The organism is Salinimicrobium gaetbulicola, from assembly GCF_042676025.1.
In the GTDB taxonomy this organism is placed as follows: Bacteria; Bacteroidota; Bacteroidia; order Flavobacteriales; family Flavobacteriaceae; genus Salinimicrobium; species Salinimicrobium gaetbulicola.
On sequence record NZ_JBHTJP010000034.1, the window covers coordinates 139,419 to 166,370 of the forward strand.

26 protein-coding genes are annotated in these 26,952 nt (G+C 40.0%); 15 read left to right on the forward strand and 11 right to left on the reverse strand.

Annotated features, from left to right (window positions below):
• Positions 1-72: 72 nt before the first annotated feature.
• From ACFQ1G_RS08900 to ACFQ1G_RS08915, 4 genes are read right to left on the reverse strand one after another with little or no spacing between them, the layout of a single operon-like run.
• On the reverse strand, positions 73-2,478 hold the full coding sequence (locus ACFQ1G_RS08900; RefSeq protein WP_380738733.1) for a glycoside hydrolase family 65 protein: 2,406 nt from the start codon (positions 2,476-2,478) through the stop codon (positions 73-75).
• 10 nt (positions 2,479-2,488) lie between these two features.
• Positions 2,489-4,009, reverse strand: coding sequence for a trehalose-phosphatase (otsB, locus tag ACFQ1G_RS08905; protein WP_380738735.1), 1,521 nt, complete (start codon positions 4,007-4,009; stop codon positions 2,489-2,491).
• Between the two features lie 22 nt (positions 4,010-4,031).
• Positions 4,032-6,767, reverse strand: coding sequence for a cation-translocating P-type ATPase (locus ACFQ1G_RS08910; protein WP_380738737.1), 2,736 nt, complete (start codon positions 6,765-6,767; stop codon positions 4,032-4,034).
• A gap of 12 nt (positions 6,768-6,779) precedes the next feature.
• On the reverse strand, positions 6,780-7,724 hold the full coding sequence (locus ACFQ1G_RS08915; RefSeq protein WP_380738739.1) for a 1-phosphofructokinase family hexose kinase: 945 nt from the start codon (positions 7,722-7,724) through the stop codon (positions 6,780-6,782).
• Positions 7,725-7,883: 159 nt separating this feature from the next.
• Here ACFQ1G_RS08915 and ACFQ1G_RS08920 point away from each other — a divergent pair, with 159 nt between their 5' ends.
• The gene (locus ACFQ1G_RS08920) at positions 7,884-10,532 is read left to right on the forward strand and encodes a cation-translocating P-type ATPase (RefSeq protein WP_380738741.1); all 2,649 of its coding nucleotides are present in this window, start codon (positions 7,884-7,886) and stop codon (positions 10,530-10,532) included.
• Here the strand turns inward: ACFQ1G_RS08920 and ACFQ1G_RS08925 are convergent.
• Positions 10,529-11,290 (reverse strand): SDR family NAD(P)-dependent oxidoreductase, encoded by a 762-nt coding sequence (locus ACFQ1G_RS08925; protein WP_380738743.1) that lies wholly within the window; start codon positions 11,288-11,290, stop codon positions 10,529-10,531. The two genes, ACFQ1G_RS08920 and ACFQ1G_RS08925, sit on opposite strands and share 4 nt — an antisense overlap.
• A 188-nt stretch (positions 11,291-11,478) precedes the next feature.
• On the opposite strand from ACFQ1G_RS08925, the gene ACFQ1G_RS08930 reads away from it, so the two are divergent.
• Positions 11,479-11,985, forward strand: a complete 507-nt coding sequence (locus ACFQ1G_RS08930) for a nicotinate-nucleotide adenylyltransferase (protein WP_380738745.1) — start codon at positions 11,479-11,481, stop codon at positions 11,983-11,985.
• Between the two features lie 52 nt (positions 11,986-12,037).
• Here ACFQ1G_RS08930 and ACFQ1G_RS08935 read toward each other — a convergent pair whose 3' ends face one another.
• Together ACFQ1G_RS08935 and ACFQ1G_RS08940 are read right to left on the reverse strand one after the other, a co-directional pair.
• Entirely contained in the window at positions 12,038-12,670 is a 633-nt protein-coding gene (locus ACFQ1G_RS08935; protein WP_380738747.1) for a phosphoribosyltransferase, read from the reverse strand.
• 3 nt (positions 12,671-12,673) lie between these two features.
• Positions 12,674-13,306 (reverse strand): dienelactone hydrolase family protein, encoded by a 633-nt coding sequence (locus ACFQ1G_RS08940; RefSeq protein ID WP_380738749.1) that lies wholly within the window; start codon positions 13,304-13,306, stop codon positions 12,674-12,676.
• A gap of 173 nt (positions 13,307-13,479) precedes the next feature.
• Between ACFQ1G_RS08940 and ACFQ1G_RS08945 the strand changes: the two genes are divergently transcribed.
• The 5 genes from ACFQ1G_RS08945 to ACFQ1G_RS08965 all read left to right on the forward strand — a co-directional run bounded on the left by ACFQ1G_RS08945 (position 13,480) and on the right by ACFQ1G_RS08965 (position 17,434).
• The gene (locus ACFQ1G_RS08945; RefSeq protein ID WP_380738751.1) at positions 13,480-13,914 is read left to right on the forward strand and encodes a hypothetical protein; all 435 of its coding nucleotides are present in this window, start codon (positions 13,480-13,482) and stop codon (positions 13,912-13,914) included.
• An 86-nt stretch (positions 13,915-14,000) separates the two neighbouring features.
• Positions 14,001-14,780 carry an MlaE family ABC transporter permease gene (locus ACFQ1G_RS08950; protein WP_380738753.1) on the forward strand — a complete coding sequence of 260 codons (780 nt, stop codon included), beginning with the start codon at positions 14,001-14,003 and terminating at the stop codon, positions 14,778-14,780.
• Position 14,781: 1 nt separating this feature from the next.
• Positions 14,782-15,555: an ABC transporter ATP-binding protein gene (locus ACFQ1G_RS08955; protein ID WP_380738755.1), complete on the forward strand. Its 774-nt coding sequence runs from the start codon at positions 14,782-14,784 to the stop codon at positions 15,553-15,555.
• A gap of 6 nt (positions 15,556-15,561) precedes the next feature.
• On the forward strand, positions 15,562-16,551 hold the full coding sequence (locus ACFQ1G_RS08960) for an MlaD family protein (protein WP_380738757.1): 990 nt from the start codon (positions 15,562-15,564) through the stop codon (positions 16,549-16,551).
• 64 nt (positions 16,552-16,615) lie between these two features.
• Positions 16,616-17,434, forward strand: coding sequence for a universal stress protein (locus ACFQ1G_RS08965; RefSeq protein WP_380738759.1), 819 nt, complete (start codon positions 16,616-16,618; stop codon positions 17,432-17,434).
• Positions 17,435-17,522: 88 nt separating this feature from the next.
• On the opposite strand, the gene azu is transcribed toward ACFQ1G_RS08965, so the two are convergent.
• Genes azu through ACFQ1G_RS08980 form a run of 3 tightly spaced genes read right to left on the reverse strand, consistent with a single transcriptional unit; the run spans position 17,523 to position 18,861 of the window.
• A complete protein-coding gene (gene azu / locus ACFQ1G_RS08970) occupies positions 17,523-18,086 on the reverse strand; it encodes an azurin (RefSeq protein ID WP_380738761.1) in 564 nt (187 codons plus the stop codon).
• 39 nt (positions 18,087-18,125) lie between these two features.
• Positions 18,126-18,392, reverse strand: coding sequence for a zinc ribbon domain-containing protein (locus tag ACFQ1G_RS08975; protein WP_380738763.1), 267 nt, complete (start codon positions 18,390-18,392; stop codon positions 18,126-18,128).
• A 1-nt stretch (position 18,393) separates the two neighbouring features.
• Positions 18,394-18,861: a hypothetical protein gene (locus tag ACFQ1G_RS08980; protein WP_380738765.1), complete on the reverse strand. Its 468-nt coding sequence runs from the start codon at positions 18,859-18,861 to the stop codon at positions 18,394-18,396.
• Positions 18,862-19,012: 151 nt separating this feature from the next.
• Here ACFQ1G_RS08980 and ACFQ1G_RS08985 point away from each other — a divergent pair, with 151 nt between their 5' ends.
• The 7 genes from ACFQ1G_RS08985 to ACFQ1G_RS09015 all read left to right on the forward strand — a co-directional run bounded on the left by ACFQ1G_RS08985 (position 19,013) and on the right by ACFQ1G_RS09015 (position 26,014).
• Complete coding sequence (locus tag ACFQ1G_RS08985; RefSeq protein WP_380738767.1) at positions 19,013-20,059, forward strand: response regulator; 1,047 nt, start codon at positions 19,013-19,015, stop codon at positions 20,057-20,059.
• A 520-nt stretch (positions 20,060-20,579) separates the two neighbouring features.
• Positions 20,580-21,056 (forward strand): Hsp20/alpha crystallin family protein, encoded by a 477-nt coding sequence (locus ACFQ1G_RS08990; RefSeq protein ID WP_380738769.1) that lies wholly within the window; start codon positions 20,580-20,582, stop codon positions 21,054-21,056.
• A gap of 151 nt (positions 21,057-21,207) precedes the next feature.
• On the forward strand, positions 21,208-22,056 hold the full coding sequence (locus ACFQ1G_RS08995; RefSeq protein WP_380738771.1) for a universal stress protein: 849 nt from the start codon (positions 21,208-21,210) through the stop codon (positions 22,054-22,056).
• Between the two features lie 10 nt (positions 22,057-22,066).
• Positions 22,067-22,918, forward strand: a complete 852-nt coding sequence (locus tag ACFQ1G_RS09000; protein WP_380738773.1) for a universal stress protein — start codon at positions 22,067-22,069, stop codon at positions 22,916-22,918.
• Positions 22,915-23,763, forward strand: a complete 849-nt coding sequence (locus tag ACFQ1G_RS09005; RefSeq protein WP_380738775.1) for a universal stress protein — start codon at positions 22,915-22,917, stop codon at positions 23,761-23,763. The genes ACFQ1G_RS09000 and ACFQ1G_RS09005 overlap by 4 nt, the downstream gene beginning before the upstream one ends.
• Before the next feature lie 20 nt (positions 23,764-23,783).
• Complete coding sequence (locus tag ACFQ1G_RS09010) at positions 23,784-24,629, forward strand: restriction endonuclease (protein ID WP_380738777.1); 846 nt, start codon at positions 23,784-23,786, stop codon at positions 24,627-24,629.
• 2 nt (positions 24,630-24,631) lie between these two features.
• Positions 24,632-26,014 carry an MBL fold metallo-hydrolase RNA specificity domain-containing protein gene (locus tag ACFQ1G_RS09015; RefSeq protein ID WP_380738779.1) on the forward strand — a complete coding sequence of 461 codons (1,383 nt, stop codon included), beginning with the start codon at positions 24,632-24,634 and terminating at the stop codon, positions 26,012-26,014.
• Positions 26,015-26,087: 73 nt separating this feature from the next.
• On the opposite strand, the gene ACFQ1G_RS09020 is transcribed toward ACFQ1G_RS09015, so the two are convergent.
• Entirely contained in the window at positions 26,088-26,300 is a 213-nt protein-coding gene (locus ACFQ1G_RS09020; protein ID WP_380738781.1) for a hypothetical protein, read from the reverse strand.
• Between the two features lie 217 nt (positions 26,301-26,517).
• On the opposite strand from ACFQ1G_RS09020, the gene ACFQ1G_RS09025 reads away from it, so the two are divergent.
• Positions 26,518-26,949 carry a hypothetical protein gene (locus ACFQ1G_RS09025; protein ID WP_380738783.1) on the forward strand — a complete coding sequence of 144 codons (432 nt, stop codon included), beginning with the start codon at positions 26,518-26,520 and terminating at the stop codon, positions 26,947-26,949.
• The last annotated feature ends 3 nt before the right edge of the window (positions 26,950-26,952 follow it).

Below are 26,952 nucleotides of genomic sequence, written 5' to 3' on the forward strand. Positions count from 1 at the left end.
CAGACAAATTAGGAATATAATCCTCTCCAAAATGTTGGCTAATTCCTAAAATTGAAGTTTTAAAAAAGAAACCTACTTGTTGTAGGCGATGATACGTTCTTCTCCTTTGATCATTTTAAACTCCTCTTCATTTACAATTACCCGGATCACATCCTGCCAGCCACCGTGGCTTTTAAGACATAGATTTTCCGGAGTGAGATCTACTTCCAACCAGTGTTTACGATAACGACACCTGAATTTTATTCTCTTTACATTATCAGGCAACCGGGGATTGAAGTAAAGACACTCCTTTTTGAATTCCAGTCCGGTATAACAGCGGTGAATAAGATCTACTGTACCGGCCATAGCCCCAAGGTGGATTCCTTCGGGGGTCGTTCCGCCCTGAATATCATTAAAATCGCTAATAAGGGCTTTTTTAAAGTCATGCCAGGAACGCTCCCGGTGGGAACGGGCAAATACCCATGAATGAACGACCTTACTTAAAGTTGAACCGTGAGAGGTGATCTCCTGGTAATATGAAATATTGAGTGGTATTTGTTCTTTAGTATCAAAATCATAGCCTAAACGCCCAAATATTTCTGAAAGCTCTTCCGCAGAAAAAAGATAGAACAACATAAGAACGTCGGGTTGCTTGACAGCCTTATAATTTCCGACATTATCATCTTCACTTTCCAGAACCCGGTCTAAGCGAATATTTTCACCATATTGTTGCCTGTATTTTTCCCAGTCAAGATCTTCCAGTTCCTCAAAGCCTTCAAATTGTTCAATAATCTTTCCTTGCTGAATGAACGGAATAAACATATTCCGGCTAATAGTATCCCATCGAACCAGGTCTTCTTCAGAAATATTTAAAAAATCCTTTAATTCTTCTGCACGCCGGGTATTCAGTCTTTCAAGGGCTTCTTTAGCGTGAATAAGACACCATACTGCCATAAAATTGGTATACGCGTTATTATTTAATCCGGGCTTTTCCGCTCCGGGATAGGAAGTATGATATTCATCTGGTCCCACCACATTATGGATCTCATATTTCTGATTCTCCTTATTATATTTGACCTTACTTGCCCAGAACCGTGCAATCTCCAGCATTAATTCGGCACCATAAAAAGACAGGAACTGGAGGTCGCCCGTGGCCTGAAAATATTGCCAAACGTTATAGGCGATCGCTGAATTCACGTGTCTTTGGAGGTAGGTGTTATCAGGAAGCCACCGGCCAGATTCAGGATTCAAGTGTATCACCTGACTTTCCTCCCTGCCATCACTACCACTTTGCCACGGGAACATAGCCCCTTCAAATCCATTCTTCTCAGCGGCATAACGGGCTTCGGGAAGCCTGCGAAACCTGTACATCAAGAGCGCCCTGGTTAGCTCAGGAATACTGATATTGTAAAATGGGAAAATATATAGTTCATCCCAGAAAATATGCCCCCTGTAGGCCTCTCCATGCCAACCGCGGGCAGGTATTCCGGAATCCAGGTCTATAGTATTTAGAGTAAAGGTCTGGAACAGGTGAAAAATATGGAACCTCAGCAGCAATTGGTCTTCCCCATCATCGGCTTCGAGGCAAATATCACATTGCCCCCAGAGTTCCCTCCAGGCCTGGCAATGGTATCTTTCAAGTTCGGCAAAAGAAGTGGTTCTTTTTACAGTTTTCCTGGCTTCGGTCAATGGGTCTGAAATAGCTTTATCACGAGACGTGTACAGGGCAAGGATCTTTTCTATTTTTACTTTTTTTAATTCCCTGACTTCAAAAGTTAACTCCTGAGCGACATATGTTTCATTGATAAAAGTTTCTCTTTCTATGAAGGAGTCATAAAGCTCAAAAAATACCGAAGTCCTGGCAGCCTGGGCCATCACGATCTCCGACTGATTACTGTTCACTTTTAAAAAAATGGAATCTTCCTCATAATTTCCTTTATCCTGAAGTTTCAAATGTTTGCTGTTCAAAGCACGATACCTGGCAACTCCGTTATTTTCCACTCCTCCATCCAAAGCCGAGTGTACAGTTACCTTTCCCGACCAGTTCTGCGGAATAATTTGCCATTCTATAGCTCCCAGATGCATATTATGCATGCTTACTATACGCCGGCTGATTAGCATGGTTTCCCGTTCCTCCTTATCACGATATAGGATCTTCCGTTCCAGATAACCTTCCTTAAGATCCAATTCCTGTTCAAATAAGATTAGATCGACACTTTCAATATCGAACCACTCTCCGTTCTCAGGTTTGAATTTCAAAATAGTCCAGTCTGGCCACCTAACCAGGTCTTCGTTTTCGATAACCTTCCCCTGTATCTCTGTTTCCAGGCGATTGTAACCTCCGGCCAAATATGTGGCAGGGTAATGTAGATCTGAATTTATACTTCCTTCTATGGATCCACGGGTTGCAAAATATCCATTTCCCAATGTGCACAGGGCTTCCCGAAGTTTTTCATCTTCCGGTTTATAGTCTGAATATTTTATTTTCCACTTTTCCATGATGTTACGATCATTCCAACATTTTTCTTAAGAATTGTTCCACCTGGTGAATATTTTCAAGATGATAATCGGCATAGGTATCCTGCCCGTGTTCCCCTACTAGTATCCCTATACCATGACTCACAAACTTGAAGGCATCTTCGTCTGTGACATCGTCTCCCACATAAACCGACAGCGGATCTTTATCATTGCTCAACTGCTGCTTGAGGAATTCAACAGCCTTTCCTTTGTGCCAGTCTATATCAGGTCGAATCTCGATCACCTTTTTCCCTCCTGCCGGAAGCACTTTTGGATGATCTTTAAGAACCTCAGAAACGATCTTATGCACCTTTGGTTCCTGCTCAGCCGAGACCTGCCTGTAATGGATGGCAAGTGTAAATTTCTTCCGCTCAAAATCAACTCCCGAGATATCTCTTAGACGGTCCTTCAAAATTGGCTCGATCTCATCGAACACAGGCATTACCTTCACGGCTTCCTCGTGATCTTTCGAGAAACCATTAGGACCTGAAATTTCATAACCGTGGCTACCGGCATAATAAATTTCAGGAAGGGCTACTTTTTCCCTAACATCTGCCAGCCCGCGTCCGCTTACCACCGCCACCTTATATTTTTTCGATAATTCAAATACCAGTTCTCTCATTTCTTCTGAAATTCGAGCGTCCTTGTGATGCTCCACAATTGGTGAAAGGGTACCGTCAAAATCAAGGAACAACATGGGCTGCTCTTTTTTAAATATGTCTGAAAGCTCTCCAAAGCACTTTAAAGCAGATGGTAAGGAATTCGTCTTTTTCGGATTTTTGAATTCCAAATCCAACTCCTGAAGGTCATTTACCGCGATGTCTGCACCTGCTTTTAAAAGTTCCTGTTCACCTGAAGCATTGATGATACCAATCACCAGTCTGAAATTCCCCTTTTTACCGGCCTCAACTCCGGCTTGGGCATCTTCTACAATCAAGGTTTCCCCCGGTTTCACTCCCAATTCTTCCGCAGCCTTTAAAAAGATATCCGGCGCGGGCTTTCCCGGAATATTCATTTCTTCGGAAACCACACCATCAACTCTTACCTCAAAAAGGTCTTCTAAACCGGCCTTTTCAAGGATCATTTTACAATTCTTACTGGAGGAGATAACCGCCGTTCTAATTCCCTTTTCTTTCCAGGCCTTGATCACCTCTACATTTCTTTCAAGCACTGTAACCCCTTCCTTTTTGATCAGTTCCTGGAACAATTCATTCTTTTGATTTCCCAATCCATAAACGGTCTCGTCATTTTCGTTATCTCCGGGAGTACCCTCGGGAAGCTCAAGATCCCTGGACTTCAAAAAGTTTCTAACCCCATCAAATCGAGGTATCCCGTCTATATATTTTGGGTAATCCACCCTGGGGTCATATGACTCAAAACTTTCTTTTCCCTCTTGTATTCTTCGGCCGTTATATTTCTCAAAGGCCATTCCCCAGGCTTTTGAATGCAGGTTGGCGGTTTTAGTTACAACTCCGTCAAGGTCAAATATTGCTGCTTGTAGCGCGTATTTCATGTTTATTTCTTGAATTTGCTAATTAAAAATCCTTTCTGAATAATTTGATTATCTGAATAAGAACAGTTGGCAGTATGCTGGCTACAGCGATCAGGATCCATTCCTTCCTTCCCATAGACACGAATGACAACACATCTGCCAGAAACGGGATATTATAGGCCACCAATAGGACTGTCACACAAAAAATCACTGCCAGCCAAACGAATTTGTTGCGGGTCACCTGATTGTTGAACACATTTTCCTTGGCCTCCCGCATGTTCAGCACATGAATGAACTGTGCAAAAGCAAGGCTGAAAAAGGCGATATTGTTGTTTATCTCTTTTGAGCCTTCCCATACGAAATGCCCATAAAAGTATGCCCCTGAAACCGATACACCAATGATCAACCCGTATACTCCAATCTGTAACCAGTTCTTTTTAGTGATAATCGGTTCTTTCGGATCCTTGGGAGGCATTTTCATTACTTGCTCGGTTCCTTCCCCTACTCCCAGTGCCAGTGCCGGAAAAACATCAGATAGTAAGTTAAGAAAGAGCAACTGTAATGGCAAGATGGGCAGAATGAATAATGTAAAACTGACAAGAGCGATCAAAAGGATCTCCCCAAGGTGATAGGAAAGCTGGTACATGACGAACCGCCTGATATTCCCGAAAATGATACGCCCCTGTTTGATAGCCACCACAATAGAATCAAAAGAATCATCTTTGAGCACCACATCTGAGACTTCCTGCGCAACCTGCGTTCCGCGTTTTCCCATTGCGATCCCTATATCGGCTTTTTTCAGTGCAGGGGCATCGTTCACCCCATCTCCTGTCATTCCGACAATCTCCCCCTGTTCCTGGAAGTGTTTAATAAGTATCAACTTCTGCTCAGGATCAACCCTTGAGAAAACCAGAGTATCCAATAGTTTCTCATGATTGTTGTTATCCATTTCCTTCTGCAGTTGCTTACCGTGCATTACTGCTGTTTCATCATCTTCTTCTTCAGAAAAAAGGTGTACCTGTTTACCTACATTTTTGGCGGTTCCAGGATGGTCTCCTGTTACCATCACTACTTTAATACCCGCTTCTTTGCAAACTTCCATGGAATCTGCCACTTCCTTACGGGGAGGATCCAGAAAACCGATAAGTCCCACAAAAACAAGCTCATGAAGAAAGTCTTCGGCTTCCTCCCCTTCGGGCAGGATATCGGTATTTTTGTAGGCGAAAGCCAATACCCGGAGGCCGTCTTCAGAAAGTTGATTGTTCCTCTTCTTCCATTTTTCTTTTTCTTCTTTTGAAAAATCCCGGTTTTCTCCGTCTTTCAGGATCATTTTACAGCGATCTAAAATAGCATCTGGAGAACCCTTCCCGGCCACATAATAAGCATCATTCTCGGCATAGACGGTACCCATTACCATGGAATCTGAATCAAAAGGATCATGAAGCTCCCTTTCAAGCCCTTGTAATTCCTGAAAAAGTCCGGAATCTAATTTATTTACCAGATCCAACAGGGCTATCTCCAGTGGATCGCCTTTGGCTGCAGATTTGTCACTTTCTTCATCCTCATTCCTGCCCGTCTCCTCATCTTCTTCGGAAAGGGAAGCATCGTTGGCCAAAACTGCGATCCTAAGGATCTGTCTATAATTTTCATCCTCCTCCCTATCTCCTCCCTCAACCTCGGGTTTTTCTTTTGAATGCCAATCCACTTTAAGTAATTGATCATTTGGCAGGCATAAAGTATCTACCGTAAGCTGGTTCTTTGTAAGGGTGCCCGTCTTGTCTGTAAAGATCACGGTCGTCTCGCCAAGGGTCTCAACGGCGCTCAACTTCTTAATAAGAACGTTCTTTTTTGACAACCTGAACATTCCCCGAGCCAGCGCAATACTGGCCACAATAGGTAATCCCTCGGGTATGGCTGCAATGGCCCAGGCGATAGACGTTTGAACCAGTTGATACATTTCCTTCCCTGCAAGCCATCCTATGAGGAAAAAAGCAGCAGCCATAGCCAGGATAACCCATATAAGGTTTGTGGTAAGTTTATTCAGTTTTTTGGTGAGAGGGGTCTCATCTTTCTCCTGTTCCTCAACCAGCGAAGAAATATTTCCAACTTCGGTATCCATTCCCGTTCCAAATACCAGGGCACTGCCTTTCCCTGCTGTAACAGCGGTTCCTTTGTAGACAATATTCGTTCTGTCTGCCACCTGTTTATCCTCATTTAATACCTCAGAAGTTTTATCAACAGGAACGGATTCCCCCGTAAGTGGAGATTCATCCAGCTTAAGCTCGGTCGCCTCTACGATACGGGCATCGGCAGGAACCAGATCACCAGCTTCAAAAAGCAACAGGTCTCCCGGCACCACTTCTTCAGCATCGATCTGGTCGTGGTGCCCGCCCCGAATGACCTTCGCTTCTATTCTATCCATCTTTCGAATGGCTTCCATAGATTTTTGCGCCTGGAATTCCATCCAGAAACCAATGATGGTGTTAACCAGAAGTACGACAAGAATTGCAATGCCTTCGGGCAGATCTCCGAAACTGAAAGCGAGGATCGCTGCTGCCGTCAGAAGATAGATAACCGGATTATTCACCTGGGAAATTATCAGATCCCAAATACTTCGCTTCTTACTCTCATTCAATTTATTACGCCCGAACTTCTTCAACCTTTTATGAGCTTCTTCCTTAGACAGCCCATTTTCAGGATCAGCAGCGAGCTGTTCCGCTACTTGCGAAAACTCTTTTTTATAGGCATCTTGAACCTTCAATTTCTTTTTGGAAGCCACAACAACTCTTTTTTAGGTAAGATCATTTAATTGCACCTCATTCAGGAGCTTATTAAAGAGCGGTTCAACATCCTCCTGTTTCAAAAGCTCGGTGCCCGGAGATTTAATGGTAGCGCTGCCGCAGGCAAGACCGTAAAGAATAGCTTTCTCAAGTTCATCTCCACGTGAAAGGCTGAATACCATTCCTGCAACCATGCTGTCACCCGCTCCTATTGAGCTGATCGGCACTACTGCCGGAGCAGGAAAATGTCGCACCTTTCCTTTTGTCGCCAGCAAGGCCCCTTTCGAGCCTAATGACAAAACAATTACCTCTATTGGATATTTTTCCAGCACCTGTAACAACAGTTCCTTTTGTTGCTGTTCATCTTCTGCTTTTTCACCTACAAGGTCTTCCAGTTCATTCATATTAGGTTTGAGCAGGTATGCCCCTTCTCTTAAAATACCTGAATATGCTTTTCCTGAAGTGTCAAGAACAAGTTTCACATCATCTTTCCTGGCCTTTTCCGCCACCCGGGCATAGAAATCTTCGGGTACACCCGGCGGAAGGCTCCCACTAGCCACCCAAAAATCTGCTTTTTTGTATAAGTTTAATTTGGTAAGTACATCCTGATATTCAATTTCAGTCAGGGAAGGCCCCGGAAATCCGAACCTGTACAATTCTCCTGTTGATGTTTCTGTCACGGCAATATTCTGCCGAATGGAACCTGCGATCTCCACAGTATCCTGTTTCACCTCCTCCTTTTCCAGGAGATCTTTAAATATCTCTCCCGTATAGCCTCCGCGGGTATAGAGAGCAGTGGTTTCCCCTCCAAGACGATGGATCACTCGTGATACATTGACACCACCACCACCGGGATCGATCTTTGCTTTTTCACATCTTAGTTTTTCTCCCGGAAATACTTTTTCTACACGGGAATAAAGATCAAGGGCGGGATTTATGGTTAGGGTCAGGATCATGCTCGAATATTAAGGTTCCATTTGTAATTACCTGAAATGTCAGGATTTATACCTAATTTAAGAATAAGTTTTTCAACAGAAAAGCCCATTGATAAATATCATTGAAGAGAAACAACCCTGTTTGTAAATTAGAATATTCCCGTAGTTAAACGACTATCCATGATCAAAAAGGCCCACAGCTTAACCGCAGAAGATGTAATCTCAAGGCTACAGGTTGATCCCGGGGTCGGACTCACCTCTGCTGAAGCTGACAAAAGGCTGCTTGAGTACGGAAAAAACCGATTATTACAGACCCGCCCGAAAAGGACCTGGATCATTTTCCTGGAACAATTCCTGGACCCGGTGATCTATGTGCTCTCCGGGGCTACCTTACTTGCTTTTCTATTCAATGAGATCCTGGAAGGATTTGCGGTACTGATTGTGATCCTCATCACAGCTTCTATAGGATTTTTTATGGAATGGCAGGCAATCCGTTCTGTAGAGGCGCTCCAAAAACTTGTCGAAACTTTTGCCAATGTCCTTAGAGACGGGCAGGAAAAACATCTGAATCTGCAATTTTTGGTGCCTGGGGATATCATTATACTGAATGCGGGCGATGTAGTGCCTGCAGATGCCCGCTTACTTGGCGAGCAAAGCCTTGCGGTCAAAGAAGCAGCCTTAACTGGAGAAAGTAATCAGGTGGAGAAAGATATTGCACCCTTGGCTGAGAACACAGTGTTGGCAGATCGATCCAATATGCTGTTTAAAGGTACCATTATTTCCAGGGGAAGTGGGAAAGCAGTTGTCACGGCCACCGGTGATGCGACAGTAATTGGAGAAATAAGTCGTCTTACTCGTGAAGCCACCAAAGTTAGGACACCTCTTGAACGCAAACTTTCCAAATTAAGCCACAAGCTCATATGGCTTACCATTTTGTTAACCGTGATCATTGCCGTTACAGGATACTTAAAGGGAGAAGACCTGTTCTTAATGATAGAAACCGGAATTGCCCTTGCCGTTGCTGCCATTCCTGAAGGGCTACCAATTGTGGCCACAATCGCCCTTGCCCGTGGTATGTTGAAACTCAGCCACCGGAAGGTTGTGATCAAAAAGCTGGAAGCGGTAGAAACTTTGGGAGCTACCGGAATTATTTGCACAGACAAGACCGGGACTCTTACAGAAAATAAGATGGCTGTGCACAGAGTCCTCATCATGGGAAATGAACTGGGCCCAAAAGAATGGAGTGATAAACATACCGCTGAACATATTCTGAAAAAAGAAAATTTCCGCGAATTATTGAAGGTGGCGGTTTTGTGCAATAATGGCAAAAAAAATGAAGGGAAAATATTTGGTGATCCTGTTGAAGTCGGATTATTGAACTTTTCAGAAGAAATAGGATTTGACCGGCAAGAGATTAAAGACCAATTCGTGAGAATTAAAGAGATCCCGTTTGATGCCGACATTAAAAAAATGGCTACGATCCATACGAATAACGGAGAATGTTTTATAGCTGTAAAAGGTGCCTTGGAAAGTATAATAGATTCTTGCGACAACATTCTACAAGAGGACGGAAGTATTATAGCATTTTCAGATAAAGAAAAATGGATACAAAAGGCTAATTCATTGGCAGCATCTGGAATGCGGATCTTAGCCTTCGCTTCAAGAAAGACAAAAGAACCACCCGGCAAAAACGCCGTTTTTGAAGACCTGGTCTTTATTGGTATTACCGCTTTTCTGGATCCTCCTAGAAACGATATTCGCCAGGCTATCACCACCTATAAAAATGCAGGTATAAAAGTAGTAATGATCACCGGGGACCATCCCGATACAGCACGAAAAATAGGAGAAGAAATAGGCCTTTTCGATCTTCAAGAGGGAATGCAGGAAGTAATTCACGGTGGCGACCTTCCGGAATACGACAAGATGTCTGCAGGGATGGAAAAAAAGGTATTACAAGCCACCATTTTTGCTCGCATGGCTCCCAAACAAAAACTCGATCTTATAAATCTCTATCAAAAGAATAATAAAGTGGTGGGAATGCTCGGCGACGGCGTGAATGATGCTCCTGCCCTCAAAAAGGCTGATATTGGGATCGCAATGGGGATTCGTGGTACCGAGGCAGCCAAAGAAGTTGCCGATGTGATCCTCATGGATGATAAATTCACCTCAACCGAACTTGCCATAAGGCAAGGCCGCACCATCTTTGAAAATATAAGGCAATTTGTGGTGTACCTGCTATCATGTAATCTTGCCGAGATCATCACGGTAGCAGTCGCCTCTTTGGGAAACCTCCCCTTACCTTTACTGCCATTACAGATCCTGTTCTTAAATCTAGTAACCGATGTTTTTCCAGCCCTGGCCCTTGGAGTAGGAAGAGGTGACAAAAAAGTGATGGAGCAGCCACCGCGGAATCCCAGCGAATCCCTGCTTACCAAAAAACATTGGATCTCCACTATTATCTACGGGCTAACCATCACCGCAACTGTAATTGCAGTGACCATCTATTCCTGGCATTTTAAGGAGAGTTCTAAGGAAGTGGTTAATAATATGGCATTTTACACTCTAATCCTTGCCCAATTATTAAACGTATTTAATTTACCAAAACGGCATAGATCATTCTTTAAGAATGAGGTCACTTCCAACAAATGGGTATGGGCTGCATTGCTATTCTCCTTGGGAATAGTAATACTGGTCTATTTAATCCCTATCACTCAGGAAGTTCTTTCACTGGTTCCTCTATCATTAGAACAATTAACGATAATAGTAATTTTCGCCCTGGTTGGGCTGGGATTGACCCAGCTCCTTAAACGAGCTGGAGCAACCAATTAAACAATGCTCATTCCGCCATCGATAACCTGGGTGGTACCTGTGAGATATGCGCTTTCATCTGAAGCCAGGAAAAGTGCAAGGTTTGCAATTTCTTTATTTTCAGCATACCGTTTAAAAGGAATAATTGATTCAAAACTTTTTTCAGCTTCATCTGGGTCATTAGGAGAGATCTGTTTTTCAATAGATCGCATCATCCTGTTATTGACCGGTCCCGGATGAATAGAATTTACACGAATCCTACGTTCGGCGAACTCAAGGGCGATGGTACGCATGACCCCGGTAACAGCATGTTTACTAGCTACATAAGGGCTTAAATTTATAAATCCTTTAAGTCCTGCGACGGAAGAGGTCAGGATCACGCTACTGCCATCTGTCATTTTAGGAATAACGATCTTACAGCCTAACCAAACACCCTTCAGGTTTACCGCGATGACCCGATCAAAGACTTCTTCAGGATATTCTGATATTGGGGAGAATACTCCTTCTATCCCCGCATTATTGAAAAAGATATCGATCTTTCCGAAGTAATTAATACAAGCTTCAGTATATTTTTTCACATCTGCTGCATGCGAAACATCGCCTGCAAAATAAATGACATTATCATTTTTCAGAGCAGCTGCCCGTTCTTTTAATTCATGCTCATTTAGGTCCACTAACATTACTTTTGCCCCTTCCTGAAGAAAAGTTTCTGCAGTGGCCAGACCAATTCCCCCGGCACCTCCGGTAATGACCGCAACTTTGTCTTTTAAACGTTCCATTCCTAAAGTCTTAAATTATATGAGGGGGGGCAATTAAATTTAATTAAACGGGAAGGATTTCAGCATGACATTTATCAATTCCAAAATTAACATCAGCGCACCTTTATATTGACAAATATCATTGTATCAGACGGTTATAATCAATATCTTCATTCTTTAATCTAAAAAATAACTAAAAAAATGAAGTCATGAAAAAACTGTTATTAATGTTATTCCTTTTCGGAATAATCAATCCGTTAATCTCTCAGATCACTGAACCTGAAGAGTTGAAAGAAGTTGAATTAGTTGCCGTAAACTATAAGTATTTAGATGCAACAACTAATGATGAGGTGGCCGTACCTGTTAAGTTACTTCAGGAAAAAGTAGCAAAATATGACATAAAAACCTCTGATATTTATCAAGATGACTATGATCTATATGAGGTAAATTTCTTTATCCCTCAAGGTACTGTTCTTGCTGCTTATGATAAGGATGGTAAACTATTGAAAACTGTAGAGCGATATAAAGATGTAGGACTACCTTCTGCAGTAAGAAATGCGCTAGATCAAAAATATCCTGACTGGACAGTGTCAAAAGACGTTTATTTAGTGAATTATCATGATGAAAAAGGTATTGAAAAACGTTACAAATTAAAATTGGAAAACGGGGATCAACGCATGAGAGTTAAAATAGACGAAAAAGGAAATTTCCTGTAGGATTTTGATAAAGAGGCCATAAAGGCCTCTTTTTACATTTTATTTGAACAACTTATTTTTCAGAGGCATTGGCTTTCTCCAGCAACCTAATTGCCTCCTTATCTTGTACTGCTGAAAAATCTTCATAAAATTGCCCTACCCCGCTGAAATAGATCGGAGCCTCTAGATAAATGACTTCATCAATAAGAGGTGAGCTCTTGAGCATTTCAATAGTTCGGGGTGGGGCAACCGGTGTGGCCACGACAATCCCTTTGGGATTGGCTTTTCCAACCAATTGTACTGTAGCCATCATAGTGCTTCCTGTCGCGATCCCGTCATCTACAATGATCACCCATTTACCGGTAAGGTCATGGGGTTTAGTAATTGAATAATATTCCTGGTTTCTCGCTTTCACCACCTCCCTCACCCGCTCAATTTCCTGCTCAAGATATTCCTTTGAAACGTGAGCTTCCGGGTTTATAAAATAGCCCTGAGAGCTAAGAGCCCCCACAGCATATTCCGGATTATTTGGATGGCCTAATTTTTTAGTGATAGCAACATCTAACGGTGCTTTAAGCGATTTGGCAATGATAAAACCCAAAGGCAGTCCGCCACGAGGAATTGCCAGGACTACAACCTCTTTATCCTTATAACTTTCGAGTTTAAGGGCAAGTTCTTCTCCTGCCTGATCCCTGTCTAAAAACATCTTTTATAAATAAGTTTTGAACCAATCTGCTGTCAAATCTGCTACTTTGTCTAATGCTCCTTCCTCCTCAAACAAATGTGTAGCCCCAGGTATTATTTCCATTTCTTTAGTTCCAGATATTTGTTCAATTGCGGTTTGGTTTAACTGTAAGACCACCTCATCTTTTTCACCCACTATAAATAAAGTAGGTGCCTCAAGCATCTGAAGGCTTTCCTGTGCCATATCGACCCTACCTCCCCTGGAAACGACCGCTTTAATTTCTTCATGAAGATTTGCTGCTGCCCTTAAGGCTGAGGCCGCTCCTGTACTGGCACCAAAAATTCCAAAATTTAAATTGCCTGTGTTGGTTTGCTTTTTTAGCTGAAGGGTAACCTCAATAAGCCTTTGGGTCAATAGATCTATATTGAAGCGGTTTTCATAAATGAGATCTTCTTTTTCGGTAAGCAGGTCAAAAAGTAGTGTTCCTAGATTATTTCGGTTCAAAACTGAAGCAACGTAATTATTGCGTGAGCTTAACCTACTGCTTCCGCTGCCATGAGAAAATATTACAAGACCCGAAGCATTTTCAGGAATGACCAGGATACCTGGAAGCGATAGGTCCTTCAACTTGATCCATATTTCATCCTGATGTTTCATATGAAATGTTCAGTAAAAATTATTTTTTAAAAAATATTCTATGAAAAATTCCCTTCTTATCTTAAATTTATTGAATATCAATATTTTACAAAATGACATCGGTCAGGAATAGTGACCAATGTCATTTTATGAGGTCAATGAATAAACTAATTTTAAAGAAACTCAGAATAGCAATGGACACTTATAATACAGAATTCAATAAGGATGATCCCCATCCCGGCAACTGGGAAAAAATGTACGTTTTGGTGCGTTACTGGAGGTCTGATCTAGAGTTTTATTTAGAAGACCTCAACTTTCTAACCAAGTTGGTAAAAAAGTATTCTATCTGGGTAAAACGGACTGATAATTCTGAAGAAGTTGAAAAAATGTCTGCAGAACTTCAGGATATTATTCGTCACGGTAAAGCTTTAAAAGCAAAATTAGAAGAACATCAAAGTAAGCTTGCCGGGTTAATAGATCATAAGTCAAACAATTCTGAAGTCACTGAAATAGAACACGAGGCTCTGGAAAACGAGATTTCTGAATTCGTTAAGAACTTCAGGGCAAACAGGAGAAATGTCTTTAAAGTATCAGAAAAAGTACTGGATTCAGAGAATCTATCTATTTAAGGAGCAACAACAATTCAATTTGCTCATGATACTTTCATGATCTGCCGGTTTGCAATTTTTAAATTAAAAAATCTACCCCGGCTACAATGAATACTAAATCTACTTTTTTAAAAAACATTTCTGGCTTCTTCATTGAAATAGGAGCTTTAGGGCGTTTTGCCGGAAGGTTTTTTAAAGAATTATTCTCCCGCCCATTTGAGTTCAGGGAATTCCTAAAACAAAGCTATGAAATGGGGAATAAATCCCTGCTTTTGGTAGGGGTTACAGGATTTATTCTTGGCCTGGTTTTCACGCTACAGTCAAGACCCACATTAATGGAATTTGGGGCAGTCTCCTGGATGCCTTCTATGATAAGTATCTCAATTGTGAGAGAAATAGGCCCGGTGATTATTGCACTTATCTGTGCGGGGCGTATAGGATCGAGTATAGGTGCAGAGCTAGGCTCCATGCGTGTTACAGAACAGATCGATGCCATGGAGGTTTCGGGTACCAACCCCTTTAAATTTTTAGTTGTTACAAGGATCCTTGCAGCAACTTTGATGTTGCCTTTATTGATCCTTATTGGAGATCTTATCGCATTGGTAGGTTCTGCCATGGTTGAAAATGTAAAAGGAGGCGTTTCATTTATGCTTTATTTCAATGAAGTTTTTGAGGCGCTCAAATACAGCGACCTGCTTCCGGCAACTATCAAGTCTTTTTTCTTTGGATTTGCTATAGGTCTGGTAGGTTGTTTTAAAGGATATAACAGTAGTAAGGGAACCGAAGGTGTTGGAAAAGCTTCTAACTCAGCGGTTGTTTTTACCTCCCTACTACTCTTTATAATTGATTTCATAGCAGTTTTTGTTTCAGACATTATTTACGGGTAAGATGGAAACCAATACCGAACATACTAATACTACCAGCATTTCGAAAAAAGAACCGGTTATCCGAATCAAAAATCTGTGCAAAAGATTCGGTGACCAGGTGGTATTGGATAATTTCAATATGGAGTTGTATGAAGGAGAAAACTTAGTGTTAATGGGTAAATCAGGTTCCGGAAAATCAGTTATGATCAAGTGTATGGTAGGCCTCATGGAACCTGACAGTGGTGAAATTGAGGTTTTAGGCAAGAATATCCTGGAATTGCATCATCAGGAAATGGATATGCTTAGAGCAGAGATCGGATTCCTGTTTCAGGGAAGCGCCTTATATGATTCCATGACAGTTCAGGAGAACCTTGAGTTTCCGTTAAGACATCATAAAAAGAAATTTTCAGGAATCAATACAGACGCATTAGTCCAGGAGGCTTTGGAAAATGTTCATTTGGAAAAAACCAAAGAATTTATGCCCGCTGAACTTTCCGGAGGAATGCAACGCAGGATAGCGCTGGCAAGGGCACTGATCTTAAAACCAAAGATCATACTTTATGATGAACCTACTACAGGATTGGATCCTATTACGGCTAAAGAGATCATTCTTCTTATGATGGAAATTCAGAAAAAATTCAAAACCTCCTCCCTCATCATAACGCATGATGTTGACTGTGCAAGGGTTATTTCTAACCGAATGATCCTGTTGCTGGAACAAACAAATTATGCCGAAGGCACTTTTCAGGAATTATCAAGCTCCTCAGATCCTAAGGTCCAGGCCTTCTTTAAATAACATATTATGAGAAACAGAAATCCACAAAATCTAAAACTCGGAATATTTATACTATTAGGTATAAGCATTTTTGTTCTTGCTGTTTATTTTATTGGCAACCGTCAGAATCTTTTTGGCAGCAATACTCGCGTCTATTCTGTTTTTAAGAATGTGAATGGTCTGCAGAATGGAAATAATGTACGTTTTGCCGGGGTCACCGTGGGTACGGTCAAGGGTATTGATATAGTTAATGACACCAGCATTGTTGTTTCCATGATGATCTCGGAAAAAACAATCCACCTAATTAAAAAGAACACCCAGGCTACAATAAGTTCAGATGGTTTGGTTGGGAGTATGGTGGTAAATCTTATTCCCGGGGATTCTTCAGGTTATCCTCGTATAAAACCCGGTGATACCATTGAATCCATCAGTAAAATCGCGACCGCCGACATGTTGACAACTCTTAATACTACTAATGAAAATGCTGCTTTGCTAACGGCTGACCTATTAAAGATCACCAATGCGATTAATAAAGGGGAAGGAACATTGGGAGCCCTTATTAAAGATGAAGAAATGTCTTCTGACGTGAAAGAAAGTATAAAAAGTTTAAAAACTCTAACCGCTCAAGCTTCAAGCAGTATAAGAAAATTCAACGGTATCCTTTCATCCATTAACTTAGACGAAAGTGTCGCTGGCGTACTGTTAAATGATACGGTCGCAGGACAAAATGTATCACAAATGATCCAGGATCTTAATAAATCTGTAGAAGAAATAAACTTAATGACCTCAAACCTAAGAGAATTTTCCGAAGACCTTAAAACAGGGGAAGGTGCATTAAACTACCTGGTCAATGATACTACTTTCGTGAAGAATCTTGACGCTACTCTTGAAAATGCCGAAAGTGCCAGTAAGAAACTTGAACAAAACATGGATGCTTTAAAACACAATTTCCTGTTTAGAGGTTATTTCAAGAAACTGGAACGAAAAATGGCCAGGGAAGAAAAAAAAGACAGGTAGTATGATGACGGTCATAACCTGAAAGTTAGATCCTTATTACTTTTAGGTTGTTAAATATGAAGTCATGAAAAAAATCATCTACGCCACCGATTATTCTTCCGGCTCTGTGGCAGCCTTAAAGTATGCCGTTTCATTAGGCGAATTAATCAGAGAAGATGTAATTGTACTTCATATATATGATCCTGAAGAAGAACATTCGGCTGAGGGAAAGCAAGCTGCTAGAAAAAAACACCAGGAAAATTTAGCCTCATTTTGCAAAGAGAACCTTGGAGAAATTTACCATTCTTCAGACCTTTCATACGCCGCTATAAAGGGGTCTAATGTTTCTGAAGCCATCCTGGAATTTGTGAGAGACATCAATATTCATATGATCGTGATGGGTGCTTGCGGAACCAGTACTATTAAAGAAATGTTCCTGGGAAGTACCACCAAACATATGAGTGATATTTCTCCTTTCCCGGTACTTGCCGTTCCTCCTTCATTCGAACTGGGTAAACTGGAATCTGTGATGTTCTCCAGCTTGTTTCGAAAAGAAGATGTTGGACATCTAGAAGACCTCATTCATATTTTAAATCCTGCCAAACCTGAGATAAATATTGTTCACATCACCCACAAAGATGAGCCCGTGGCCAGTACTGCTATGGAAGGATTTAAGGATCTGGTGGAACGAAAAATCGATTATTCTGAACTTAAATTCCATTCCATACATTCAGATCATGTGTATCAATCCCTGGAAAATGCCATAGAAGATATGGTTCCAGATCTGGTTGTAATGCCAAATCTTAAGGAAAAAAATGAAGTAGATAAAGTGATCATTAGAGATAAGATAAAGAAGATGCAGTCCTGTACCAAAATCCCGATCCTCACTTTTTCATCTAATTAAGCGGTTAAGAGCTGTCCTGATTAATATGTACACCGTCCTGTAATGAAATGAGAGGAGGTGTCAATAAAATTTCCCGGCAGCTCTTTTTTTATTGGACAATGAACTTGCCTTGCATTTGAACGTAATGTCCCGGGAAGCTGCAAATGAAGTCATAGGTGCCAGTGGCCGGGGCGTTAAACTCTATTGAAGTTTCCTCTCCTCCTCCAATCATTTCGGTATGAGCGATCACTTTATCGGTAGCTTCTGGAATATATTCGTTTTCTTTTGCAGAACTGGCTTTCTGGGCAAACTCGGGTATATTAGTACCTTGCTTCAATAAGACAAAATTATGCCCCATAACATTTTCCTCCAGTTGGCCTACATGCCTGAGAGTCAGTTTTACCCTTTGCCCGGCTTTTACCCTGATCTCTTTTAAATTAAATTTCATTTGATCATCTCCGGTAATAATAACCTCGACCATTCCATTGCTTTGCAAAGAGTCATTTGCTGTAGTAGAGGTGTCAGCCTCATATAACTGCTCATCATTTTCGATCGCTTCAATACTGCTATTGTCATCGCCTATTTTTATTCTTTCCTCTTCCTTTTTTTCATCCGCGCAACTTGCAAAAACCACAAGAATCAGTAAGGCCAGTAATCTTTTTACATTTTTCATATTTCAATTTTAAAATTAGTCAGTGAATTTATTTACTACCTAGAAAATGTTAGTCATCTTCCATCTCTTGAGATCAGGAAGGGATCTGATGATCTGCTGGGCTTCCTCCAGGCTTATTTCATTGTGTTCTTTTGCCATTTCCAGCAATCTTCGTTCCTGTTCATGAAGTGTAAGATGATGATCTGTATATTCGCCGTTTTTATAACAGTCTAAGCAATAATCATTGTTCTTACTTCCATCACGATTCGTCCCCCTTCTTTCCGCGGAAAAAGGGAAACCACAACTCTGGCATATAAGTGGTTTCATGTTAATGATTAAATAAGGTTTGTAATTTGGCAAGCATAATAAGTTCTGATTTATTCTTATCCCTGAAAGCCGACGCGATCTCATTTGAAGTGACCATCAGGTCTTCCTTGGTGGAGTCCGGAAAAAGCTCCTTATGATCCTTATAAAAATCTGCAAACCTTTCGAAAGAATCTTCTGCTTCAGGTTTGTTTGCATCTAACCAGTCAAACACAATTTCAATTTGTAAGGCAGAATCAGTTCCATAAACGTCTTTTGAACGATCTCTTTTCATCCATTCTTTCTCCACCACCTCTTTTAATGCCTCTACTTCTTCTTTTCTTATTACGTGGTCTGCCGCGGCAACAGCATAGAAAAGCCTTCCCAAATTTTGGTAAAACTCTTCAGGTTGCGGAGATCGACTCATATTCATCATAATCATTCTTTGCTGTTTGCCTATTGAAAGGTACTTTTCCAGAGAGGAAATTTTCATGACAAATATCATTTTTAACAGGTGAAAATCTTTATTATCCACAGGATACTGCGTATATTTATAGAAAGTTTCCTGTTCATAAGAGCTTCAGGAACTCCATTTTTTCAGCCGCCCCAAATAAGTTTTTTTAAGCTTACCATAAGATGCTGTTATGAAAAAAAAGGTACTTCTCATAGAAGATGATAAAACTCTCCTCGAAAATACCCGGGACCTCCTTGAATTTGCCCATTATGATGTTCTGACAGCCCAAAATGGAAAAATTGGAGTACAGATGGCTCGTGAAAAACTTCCAGATATCATCGTATCAGATATTATGATGCCTGAGCTGAACGGTTACCAGGTCTTTGAAGCTTTAAAAGAAGATCCTGCGACAGAAAGAATCCCATTTATTTTCATTTCAGTAAAAAGAGATCAGACAGATATCCGCAAGGGAATGAATTTAGGTGCAGATGATTACATCACTAAACCTTTTAAGGAAGATGACCTTCTAACCTCCATAGAAAGCAGGTTGGCAAAATCTCAAATCCTCAGGGAAAGAAACGGAAACAAGGTTAATCATAGTGAGAAATCAATTTTAAATCTTGATCAATTACGTTCTTATTTTAGAAACTACGGCGAATATATTGAAGTAGAGAAAAATGAGGAAATCTACAGGGAAGGCCGGCATGCATCATACATCTACCTTGTAGAAGAAGGACTTATAAAGATCTTCAGACTGGATGAATACGGGAAAGAGCTGATAACCTGGTTGTCTAAAAAAGACGATATTTTAGGATTCTATAGTTTTAAGATCCCAACCCAATATCCTGAAACGGCCGAAGCACTTGAAACCACAAAGTTATTTAGAATTTCTTCTGAAGAGTTTATTCATACCTTGTTAAAGAGTCAGGAATTAACGGTGGAATTTGCACAACTAATTTCTGAAAATCTATCCATTTTAAAAACTCACCTTTTAGAAATGGCTTATGGGTCGGTATTGAAAAAGACTACCAATACAATTCTTGAATTTGCTGAAAAAATACAAAGTGATCCGGAAGAATTTATAAGGATCTCCCGAAGTGATCTTGCCAGTGTAGCAGGTATCTCAACAGAAAGTTTTATACGAAGTTTATCCTGTCTTAAAAAAGAAGGTTTGATAGATATTATAGGGAGGGATATCAAGATCCTGAACCTTCAAAAACTTCATAGCATTCGATAAATCTCCACTCCAAATTTTAAATTTTAGTTAAATAAATGATTCATGATTTTTGTCATGAAAATAAGACGTAATTCATTGTACTTTAGCGAAGTAAACAATTCTAACTAAGAATCGATTTACAAAATATCTGGTCTTTAGTACTTTATTGGGTTGAAGATCCAGGTTAAGAAGATAAAAAGGTAGTTATAGCCTGATATGCAAATTATACATAGGTATAATCCCTGATGTCACTTGAGTGTTATACTGCACTTATATCTTCTAGGGGAACAGGAAAGTCGTATTTCCTGTTCCTTTTTTTTTTACCCTAAAATTATCCGAAGTAGCCTTTAAAGAACAGCCTTTTAAAAGATAAAAAGGAATTATCTGCATTATTTGAAATTCGGATGATAAAACAATTAATTACCTGATTTTATGCAAGATACAAAGAGGGTGATAATGACAAAAATCATGGAAATCAGTGTGGTAATTCCGTAAATTAAAGTCGTTAAAAAGGAACTATTAACAATAAAAAATAAATGTTATGTCACTCGTTAAAACAAACAAACGGCGCAATGCTTTATTAAGCAATCCGTTTAGAAATGACCCTTTTTTCGCTGATATGATGGATACTCGAAGAATCTGGGATCGCTTCATTAACAATGAGGGTAATCAGGGTGAAATGGAAATCATACCTGCTATGAACATCAAGGAAAATGAAAAGAATATCAAGGTGGAAATGGCAGCTCCTGGTTTAACTAAAGATGATTTTAATATTACTTTAGACGAAGGTATCCTTTCTGTTTCAGCAGAAAAAGAAGAAAAAGAGGAAGAAAAAAAAGAAGGGTTCGTGAGAAGAGAATTCAGCTATAATACTTTCTCAAGATCTGTAAGTCTTCCCGAAAATGTTGATGAAGACAAGGAGGTGGAAGCTACTTACAAAGATGGTGTTCTAAAAATGACAATCCATAAAAAGGAAAATCAAACACCTAAAAAACCTAAATCAATTAAGGTTAACTAAGATTATAAGGGGAAATTTAATTTCCCCTTATTTTGTTTTAAACTTCCAGGCCAGCATTTTATTTTTTTCTCAAAGGAAGCTTTAAATTAATGATAACAATCATTGTTTCCCGAAAGATTTTCGGTTAAATTTAAAGATTAAACTCCTTATAATGAGAAAAATAGTAATTCCTTCAGATTTTTCAGAAAATGCCTTTAATGCTCTAAAATTTGCTGTTGAACTCTTCAAGCACGACCGCTGTGAATTCTACATACTTCATGCTTATGCAGATGAGGTGTACAATAAAGAAGGAGTTCTTACCCAGGAGTTTCTAGACGAATTTAAAGAAACCACTAAACAGAATTCTGATAAAGAACTAGAAAAGATCTGTGAGAGAATTACACAGGATTTTCACAACCCAAGGCATCGCTTTCATACCATTTCTGCTTTTGGGTTATTGATCGATGAAGTCAATGACCTGGCAGAACGCGAAAATGCCGATATCATAGTTACTTCAACCCGGGGAAAATCTAATGACCGTAAGCTCACTTTTGGAAGCAACACCCTTCAAATTATTAAGTATGTTCAATGTCCCGTTTTAAGTATTCCCGAATCCTTTGAGTTTTCAGAACTCAAAAAGATCCTTTTCCCTACCAATTATATAATGCCATATCAAAAAAGGGAACTCAAATTGGTGGGAGAATTGGCAAGATCATTCGCTACACAGGTTCATATGTTATACGTTTCAAAATTCCCTATTGACAGTTTTAGGCAAAAGGATAATCAACAGGCTATTCAAGAACAGTTCTATGACGTAAAAATGGAATATCACCAGGTAGCTGATAAGGAGAAAACAGAAGCGATCCTGGAAACCATAGAGGAACTTAAAATTGATCTTTTGATCCTGGTCAATTCAAGACACAGTTACCTTGAAAATGTTCTATATAAATCGACCCTCGACAAAATAGGCCTCCATCCAAAAATACCATTTCTGGTCCTTCAAAATTTCCATCGCACCTAAGTAAACAGCCATGAAAAAGATCCTTTTACCCACAGATTTTTCTGAGAACTCGTATAACGCCATTCGATACGCTGTTGAGTTATTCAATCATGAAAAATGTGCCTTTTACCTGCTGAACACTTACACTCCCATCTTGTATGATAATGAATACCTGGTGTACAGTGCAACCCAACCCACCCTTACCGAAATTTACAGGAATAATTCAGCAAAAGGTTTGAATCGTATTTTAAAAAAGATCAAAAAGAATTTTCCGAATGATGAGCATGAGTTTCACAAGATCTCCTCTTTTAATATCCTCACAGATGAGATCAAGGAACAAGTGAAGGAAAAAGAGATCGATCTCATTGTCATGGGAACAAAGGGTGCCACGGGAGCAGATGAGATTCTCTTTGGATCAAATACGGTACAAGCAATTAAGAAAGCCAAATGTCCGCTGTTGGCGATACCTTCCCATTTTGATTTTGCAGAACCAAAAAGGATCCTGCTTCCAACAGATTTTGAAACAGATCTTCCGCCACTCCTGGAAATTTTAAAAGATATTACTGATCATTTTTCTTCCAAAATTAATATCCTCCATGTCTATTTTGGAGCAGAACTTTCCGAAGACCAGGAGAAAAGAAAAAAAGCGCTGGGTACGGCTTTTAAAGACCAGGAGCACCATTTTTACAGCATTGCCGATAAAAGTGTGCCTCAGGCTATTTATGATTTCCAGGAGGACAATGAAGTTGATATGCTGGTAATGGTGAATAACAAACATTCCTTTTTTGAAAATCTGTTATTCAGGCCTGTGATCAATGAAATAGGTTTTCATGTTAAAGTTCCATTTTTGGTTATTCCTTCACAAAAAAAACGGAGTTCATGAAAAATATTCTCCTTCCTACAGATTTTTCTCATAATGCGGCTAATGCCATAACCTACATCATGGAAATGTATAAGGATGATGAGTGTACCTTTACTTTTTTACATGCCTATAAGGTCAATGATTTTGAGGAAGGAAGCCTGTTAACACCCATTCCAAGGCCAGGCCTTTTAGAGGCTGCTCAAAGGGAAAAGTCGGCCATGCTTCAAAATTTAGTTGATGATGTAAATGGAAAGAATTCAAACCTTAAACACTCTTTTGAATTTATTTCTGCAAATAAATCACTTGTAAATACCGTAAAGGAACAGATCAATAAAAAGGAGATAGACCTTGTAGTGATAGGAACTCAGGGACATACCGGGGCAGACGAGGTGGTATACGGAAGTAATACCGTGAACTTAATGGAAGAGATCCAAAACTGCCCGATTATGGCAATTCCTTCAAATGTGACCTTTAAAGGGTTATCTGAAATAGTCCTGGCTAATAGCTTTAAAGCGGAGCTGAATCCCAGGGACCTCCATTTTTTAGCCGAATTATCTGAAGAATTCAGGGCACCTGTTAGAGTCCTCCATATTTCAGAAGAAGGCGGCCTTACAGAAAAGCAGGTCATACATAAAAAGATCTTACGGGAACGCCTTGAAAAGGAAAATGTGAACTTCTCTTTTCATTCACTTGATTTTCTGAGCATTCCTCTGGGTATATATTCCTTTACGGAAAGTCGGGGAAGTGAACTCATCGCATTCATAAATAAAAAACATGGGTTTTTTGAAAACCTACTTTTTGACCCTTTATACAAGAACCTGGCTCATTATTCAAAAATCCCGGTTTTGGTATTGCATCAACCTTAAATTGCCTCAAAATTGGTTAAATGGATACTTCAGAACTAAAGATCACTACTGCCTCAGGTGAAAAACATCATTTTTCGGCAAAAAAAGTAGCACACTCCTTACGAAAATCGGGGGCCGATCAAAGTGTGATCGCTGGTATCCTTCAAAAGATCGAATCTGAACTATATGAAGGTATTACCACAAAAGAGATCTATAACCGGGCCTATAAACTTCTTCGGAAGAAGGATTCCCTTTTTGCATCCAGATATAAGCTCAAAAATGCCATTTTTGAATTAGGTCCCACCGGTTACCCTTTTGAGAAGTTTGTGGCCGCCGTGCTTCAAAATTCCGGTTATAAAGTTGAAGTAGGCAAAGTAGTTCAGGGATCATGCGTAACACATGAGATTGATGTCATTGCCCGAAAAGATAATATAAAATTATTCATTGAATGCAAATTCCACAGCGAACATGGGAATAATTGTAACGTGAAGGTTCCTTTGTACATACATTCTCGCTTCCAGGATATTCAGAAGTTCTTTCAGAAAAAACATGACCCCGAGGAATTTTTCAATGAAGGTTGGGTGGTCACCAATACCAGGTTCACAAAAGATGCTTTAGACTACGGCAAGTGTGTTGACTTGCATTTGCTTAGTTGGGATACTCCTAAAGGCAGCAGCTTAAAAGAACGAATTGATGAATCTGGGCTTTATCCTATTACCGTGTCAGAATTGCTTTCTCAAAGGGAAAAACAATTTTTGTTAAGCAGGGATGTGGTGTTATGCCGGGATCTTATTCACGATCGTTTTTTTCTGGATCACCTGGGGGTTTCAGAAACCAGAAAGAAAAAGATCTTAAAGGAAATGCAGCAACTTTGTAAAATGCAATAACCATGGAACACAAGGTTAAAATTCATTTTTTGGGAGCTTCAGGAACAGTTACCGGATCAAAATTCCTGTTGGAAACACCGGAAAAAAATATCCTAATCGACTGCGGACTATTTCAGGGTTTGAAAGAACTCAGGGAATTGAATTGGCAGCGTCTTCCCTTTCCTGCAGAAAAAATAGATGTGATCCTTCTCACCCACGGCCATCTGGATCACACCGGATATCTTCCTAAATTGGTAGCTGAAGGTTTTATGGGAATCATTCGCGGCACACCTCCTACTCTGGCGATCGCTGAGATCATCATGACAGACAGCGCCAAGATTCAGGAGGAGGATGCCGAACGGGCGAATGCAGAGGATTATACGGTACATTCCCCCGCCCTGCCGTTATACACCTTAAAAGATGTGGAGAAAACTCTGAAATTGTTCAAATCGGATAATTTGGAGGAGTGGTACGAGATTACAGAAAATATTAAATTCAGATTTAAAAAGAATGGACATATTCTGGGTGCAACATTTATCGAGCTTGACATCTTCGGAAAGATCTTCGTGTTCTCCGGGGATATAGGTCGGGAAGAAGACCTCTTGCTCGCACCCCCTGACCGACCTAAATGGGCAGATTACTTATTCCTGGAAAGCACCTATGGAGATCGTCTTCACCCTGAAGAAGACGCAGATGAACTTTTAACTAGAACTATAAAAAGATCTCTTGACAATAATGGGACTTTGATCATTCCCAGTTTCGCGGTAGAACGGTTGCAAACTTTAATGTACCGGCTCTGGAAATTACATGACCAAAATAAAATTCCCGCCATTCCTGTCTTTATTGACAGCCCTATGGGAAATGCGGTATACCAGGTCTTTGAAAGATTCCATGGCTGGCACAAACTTTCTCCTGCCGAGTTGAAGGCAATGAAGAACTACTTTAATATCATAACTTCCTATAAAGACACCTGGAAAACGGTTGATGATCACCGGTCAAAAGTGGTGATCGCAGGAAGCGGTATGGTTACCGGTGGTAGAGTTCTTACCTATTTGCGGTATTATCTTGAAAAAAAGGAAACAACCGTACTTTTAGTAGGGTTTCAAGCTGAAGGAACAAGAGGGAGACAACTTCAGGAAGGAACTCATGAGATCAAGATTTTTGGGAAATATTGCCCTGTGAATGCCACTTTAGAGCAGATCAATAGCCTTTCAGCCCATGCAGATCAAAAAGGCCTTATAAACTGGATTAGTGATATCAAGAATATTCCAGAAACAGTTTTTCTTATCCATGGCGAAAACACAGCAAGAAATACATTAAGGGTAAAGATCAAAGATGTTTACGGCTGGAATACACATCTTCCGCAAATACGCGAAACTGTGGAACTTCATTTCGGTAATAAGTAAAAAAAAGATCTGTGGTAAAAACCACAGATCTTAACTTTACAGGTTCATCACCTGCCACTGTAAGAACAATAAATTATTCTACAGAAGTAGTATTGGAATTGTCTTCTACTACAGTTCCACCAACGTTGGTAGTGTCAACTACTTCTTCAACAGGAGTTTCAACAGCTTCAACAGTAGTTTCAGCAGGAGTTTCCATTACTTCAACTGAAGTTTCTTCAGTAGATTCAGCTGGAGTTTCTTTACAAGAAGTAAAACTTAATACCATCGCGATAGCAGCAAAAGTCAAAAATCATTTTTTCATTTAAATCAATTATTAATTGTTTGAGGCAGCAAATGTATCTTATTTTCCAATTCAAAATACAAACCCTAAAAAATATTTTTTTATCAAAATTCGAGGTTAATATTTTAAAAATATTATTTGATTTCCCCTAAACCTTTTGACATTAATCATTTCTTTTTGGGTATGAAATTTAGTAACTTATAGTTCTCAAATTGAAAAGGTTATGGCAAGGTCAACTACAAAGCATTTCTCAGGTAATGAAAAGGAGATTGCCGAGCTAATAAAGGAGAACCTGGTATGGAAAGAGGATCTTTCCTATGCCGGTGAAGAAATTAATTTCCTTTCAAAATTTCTGGAAGCAGATGTTTTTCAGAAGAACATACTCAACTTATATGAGAAGATCCAAATCTTCTGTTCCCAACTAGATTCTTTTCGGACTCAAAACCTGGATCTGTCAATGGAAGTACATAATAATAAATATGACATTCAAGGCATGCTGGAATGTGAAGATATAAGTTGTGAGATCTTTTACCATGACGAGCATCTTAAACTGGGAATGCGGATCATGGAATTCATAAAGAACTTTAAAGAATTTAAGCTAGAGGTTTTCTCATATACCTCAGGGCTTCTAAAAAAGAGCAGTAAAGAGATGTAAAAA

Coding starts and splice junctions, on each gene's coding strand:
- ACFQ1G_RS08900 (WP_380738733.1), bottom strand. CDS start 2,478: ATGGAAAAGTGGAAAATAAAATATTCAGACTATAAACCGGAAGATGAA.
- otsB (WP_380738735.1), bottom strand. CDS start 4,009: ATGAAATACGCGCTACAAGCAGCAATATTTGACCTTGACGGAGTTGTA.
- ACFQ1G_RS08915 (WP_380738739.1), bottom strand. CDS start 7,724: ATGATCCTGACCCTAACCATAAATCCCGCCCTTGATCTTTATTCCCGT.
- ACFQ1G_RS08920 (WP_380738741.1), top strand. CDS start 7,884: ATGATCAAAAAGGCCCACAGCTTAACCGCAGAAGATGTAATCTCAAGG.
- ACFQ1G_RS08925 (WP_380738743.1), bottom strand. CDS start 11,290: ATGGAACGTTTAAAAGACAAAGTTGCGGTCATTACCGGAGGTGCCGGG.
- ACFQ1G_RS08930 (WP_380738745.1), top strand. CDS start 11,479: ATGAAAAAACTGTTATTAATGTTATTCCTTTTCGGAATAATCAATCCG.
- ACFQ1G_RS08935 (WP_380738747.1), bottom strand. CDS start 12,670: ATGTTTTTAGACAGGGATCAGGCAGGAGAAGAACTTGCCCTTAAACTC.
- ACFQ1G_RS08940 (WP_380738749.1), bottom strand. CDS start 13,306: ATGAAACATCAGGATGAAATATGGATCAAGTTGAAGGACCTATCGCTT.
- ACFQ1G_RS08945 (WP_380738751.1), top strand. CDS start 13,480: ATGGACACTTATAATACAGAATTCAATAAGGATGATCCCCATCCCGGC.
- ACFQ1G_RS08950 (WP_380738753.1), top strand. CDS start 14,001: ATGAATACTAAATCTACTTTTTTAAAAAACATTTCTGGCTTCTTCATT.
- ACFQ1G_RS08955 (WP_380738755.1), top strand. CDS start 14,782: ATGGAAACCAATACCGAACATACTAATACTACCAGCATTTCGAAAAAA.
- ACFQ1G_RS08960 (WP_380738757.1), top strand. CDS start 15,562: ATGAGAAACAGAAATCCACAAAATCTAAAACTCGGAATATTTATACTA.
- ACFQ1G_RS08965 (WP_380738759.1), top strand. CDS start 16,616: ATGAAAAAAATCATCTACGCCACCGATTATTCTTCCGGCTCTGTGGCA.
- azu (WP_380738761.1), bottom strand. CDS start 18,086: ATGAAAAATGTAAAAAGATTACTGGCCTTACTGATTCTTGTGGTTTTT.
- ACFQ1G_RS08975 (WP_380738763.1), bottom strand. CDS start 18,392: ATGAAACCACTTATATGCCAGAGTTGTGGTTTCCCTTTTTCCGCGGAA.
- ACFQ1G_RS08980 (WP_380738765.1), bottom strand. CDS start 18,861: ATGAAAATTTCCTCTCTGGAAAAGTACCTTTCAATAGGCAAACAGCAA.
- ACFQ1G_RS08985 (WP_380738767.1), top strand. CDS start 19,013: ATGAAAAAAAAGGTACTTCTCATAGAAGATGATAAAACTCTCCTCGAA.
- ACFQ1G_RS08990 (WP_380738769.1), top strand. CDS start 20,580: ATGTCACTCGTTAAAACAAACAAACGGCGCAATGCTTTATTAAGCAAT.
- ACFQ1G_RS08995 (WP_380738771.1), top strand. CDS start 21,208: ATGAGAAAAATAGTAATTCCTTCAGATTTTTCAGAAAATGCCTTTAAT.
- ACFQ1G_RS09000 (WP_380738773.1), top strand. CDS start 22,067: ATGAAAAAGATCCTTTTACCCACAGATTTTTCTGAGAACTCGTATAAC.
- ACFQ1G_RS09005 (WP_380738775.1), top strand. CDS start 22,915: ATGAAAAATATTCTCCTTCCTACAGATTTTTCTCATAATGCGGCTAAT.
- ACFQ1G_RS09010 (WP_380738777.1), top strand. CDS start 23,784: ATGGATACTTCAGAACTAAAGATCACTACTGCCTCAGGTGAAAAACAT.
- ACFQ1G_RS09015 (WP_380738779.1), top strand. CDS start 24,632: ATGGAACACAAGGTTAAAATTCATTTTTTGGGAGCTTCAGGAACAGTT.
- ACFQ1G_RS09025 (WP_380738783.1), top strand. CDS start 26,518: ATGGCAAGGTCAACTACAAAGCATTTCTCAGGTAATGAAAAGGAGATT.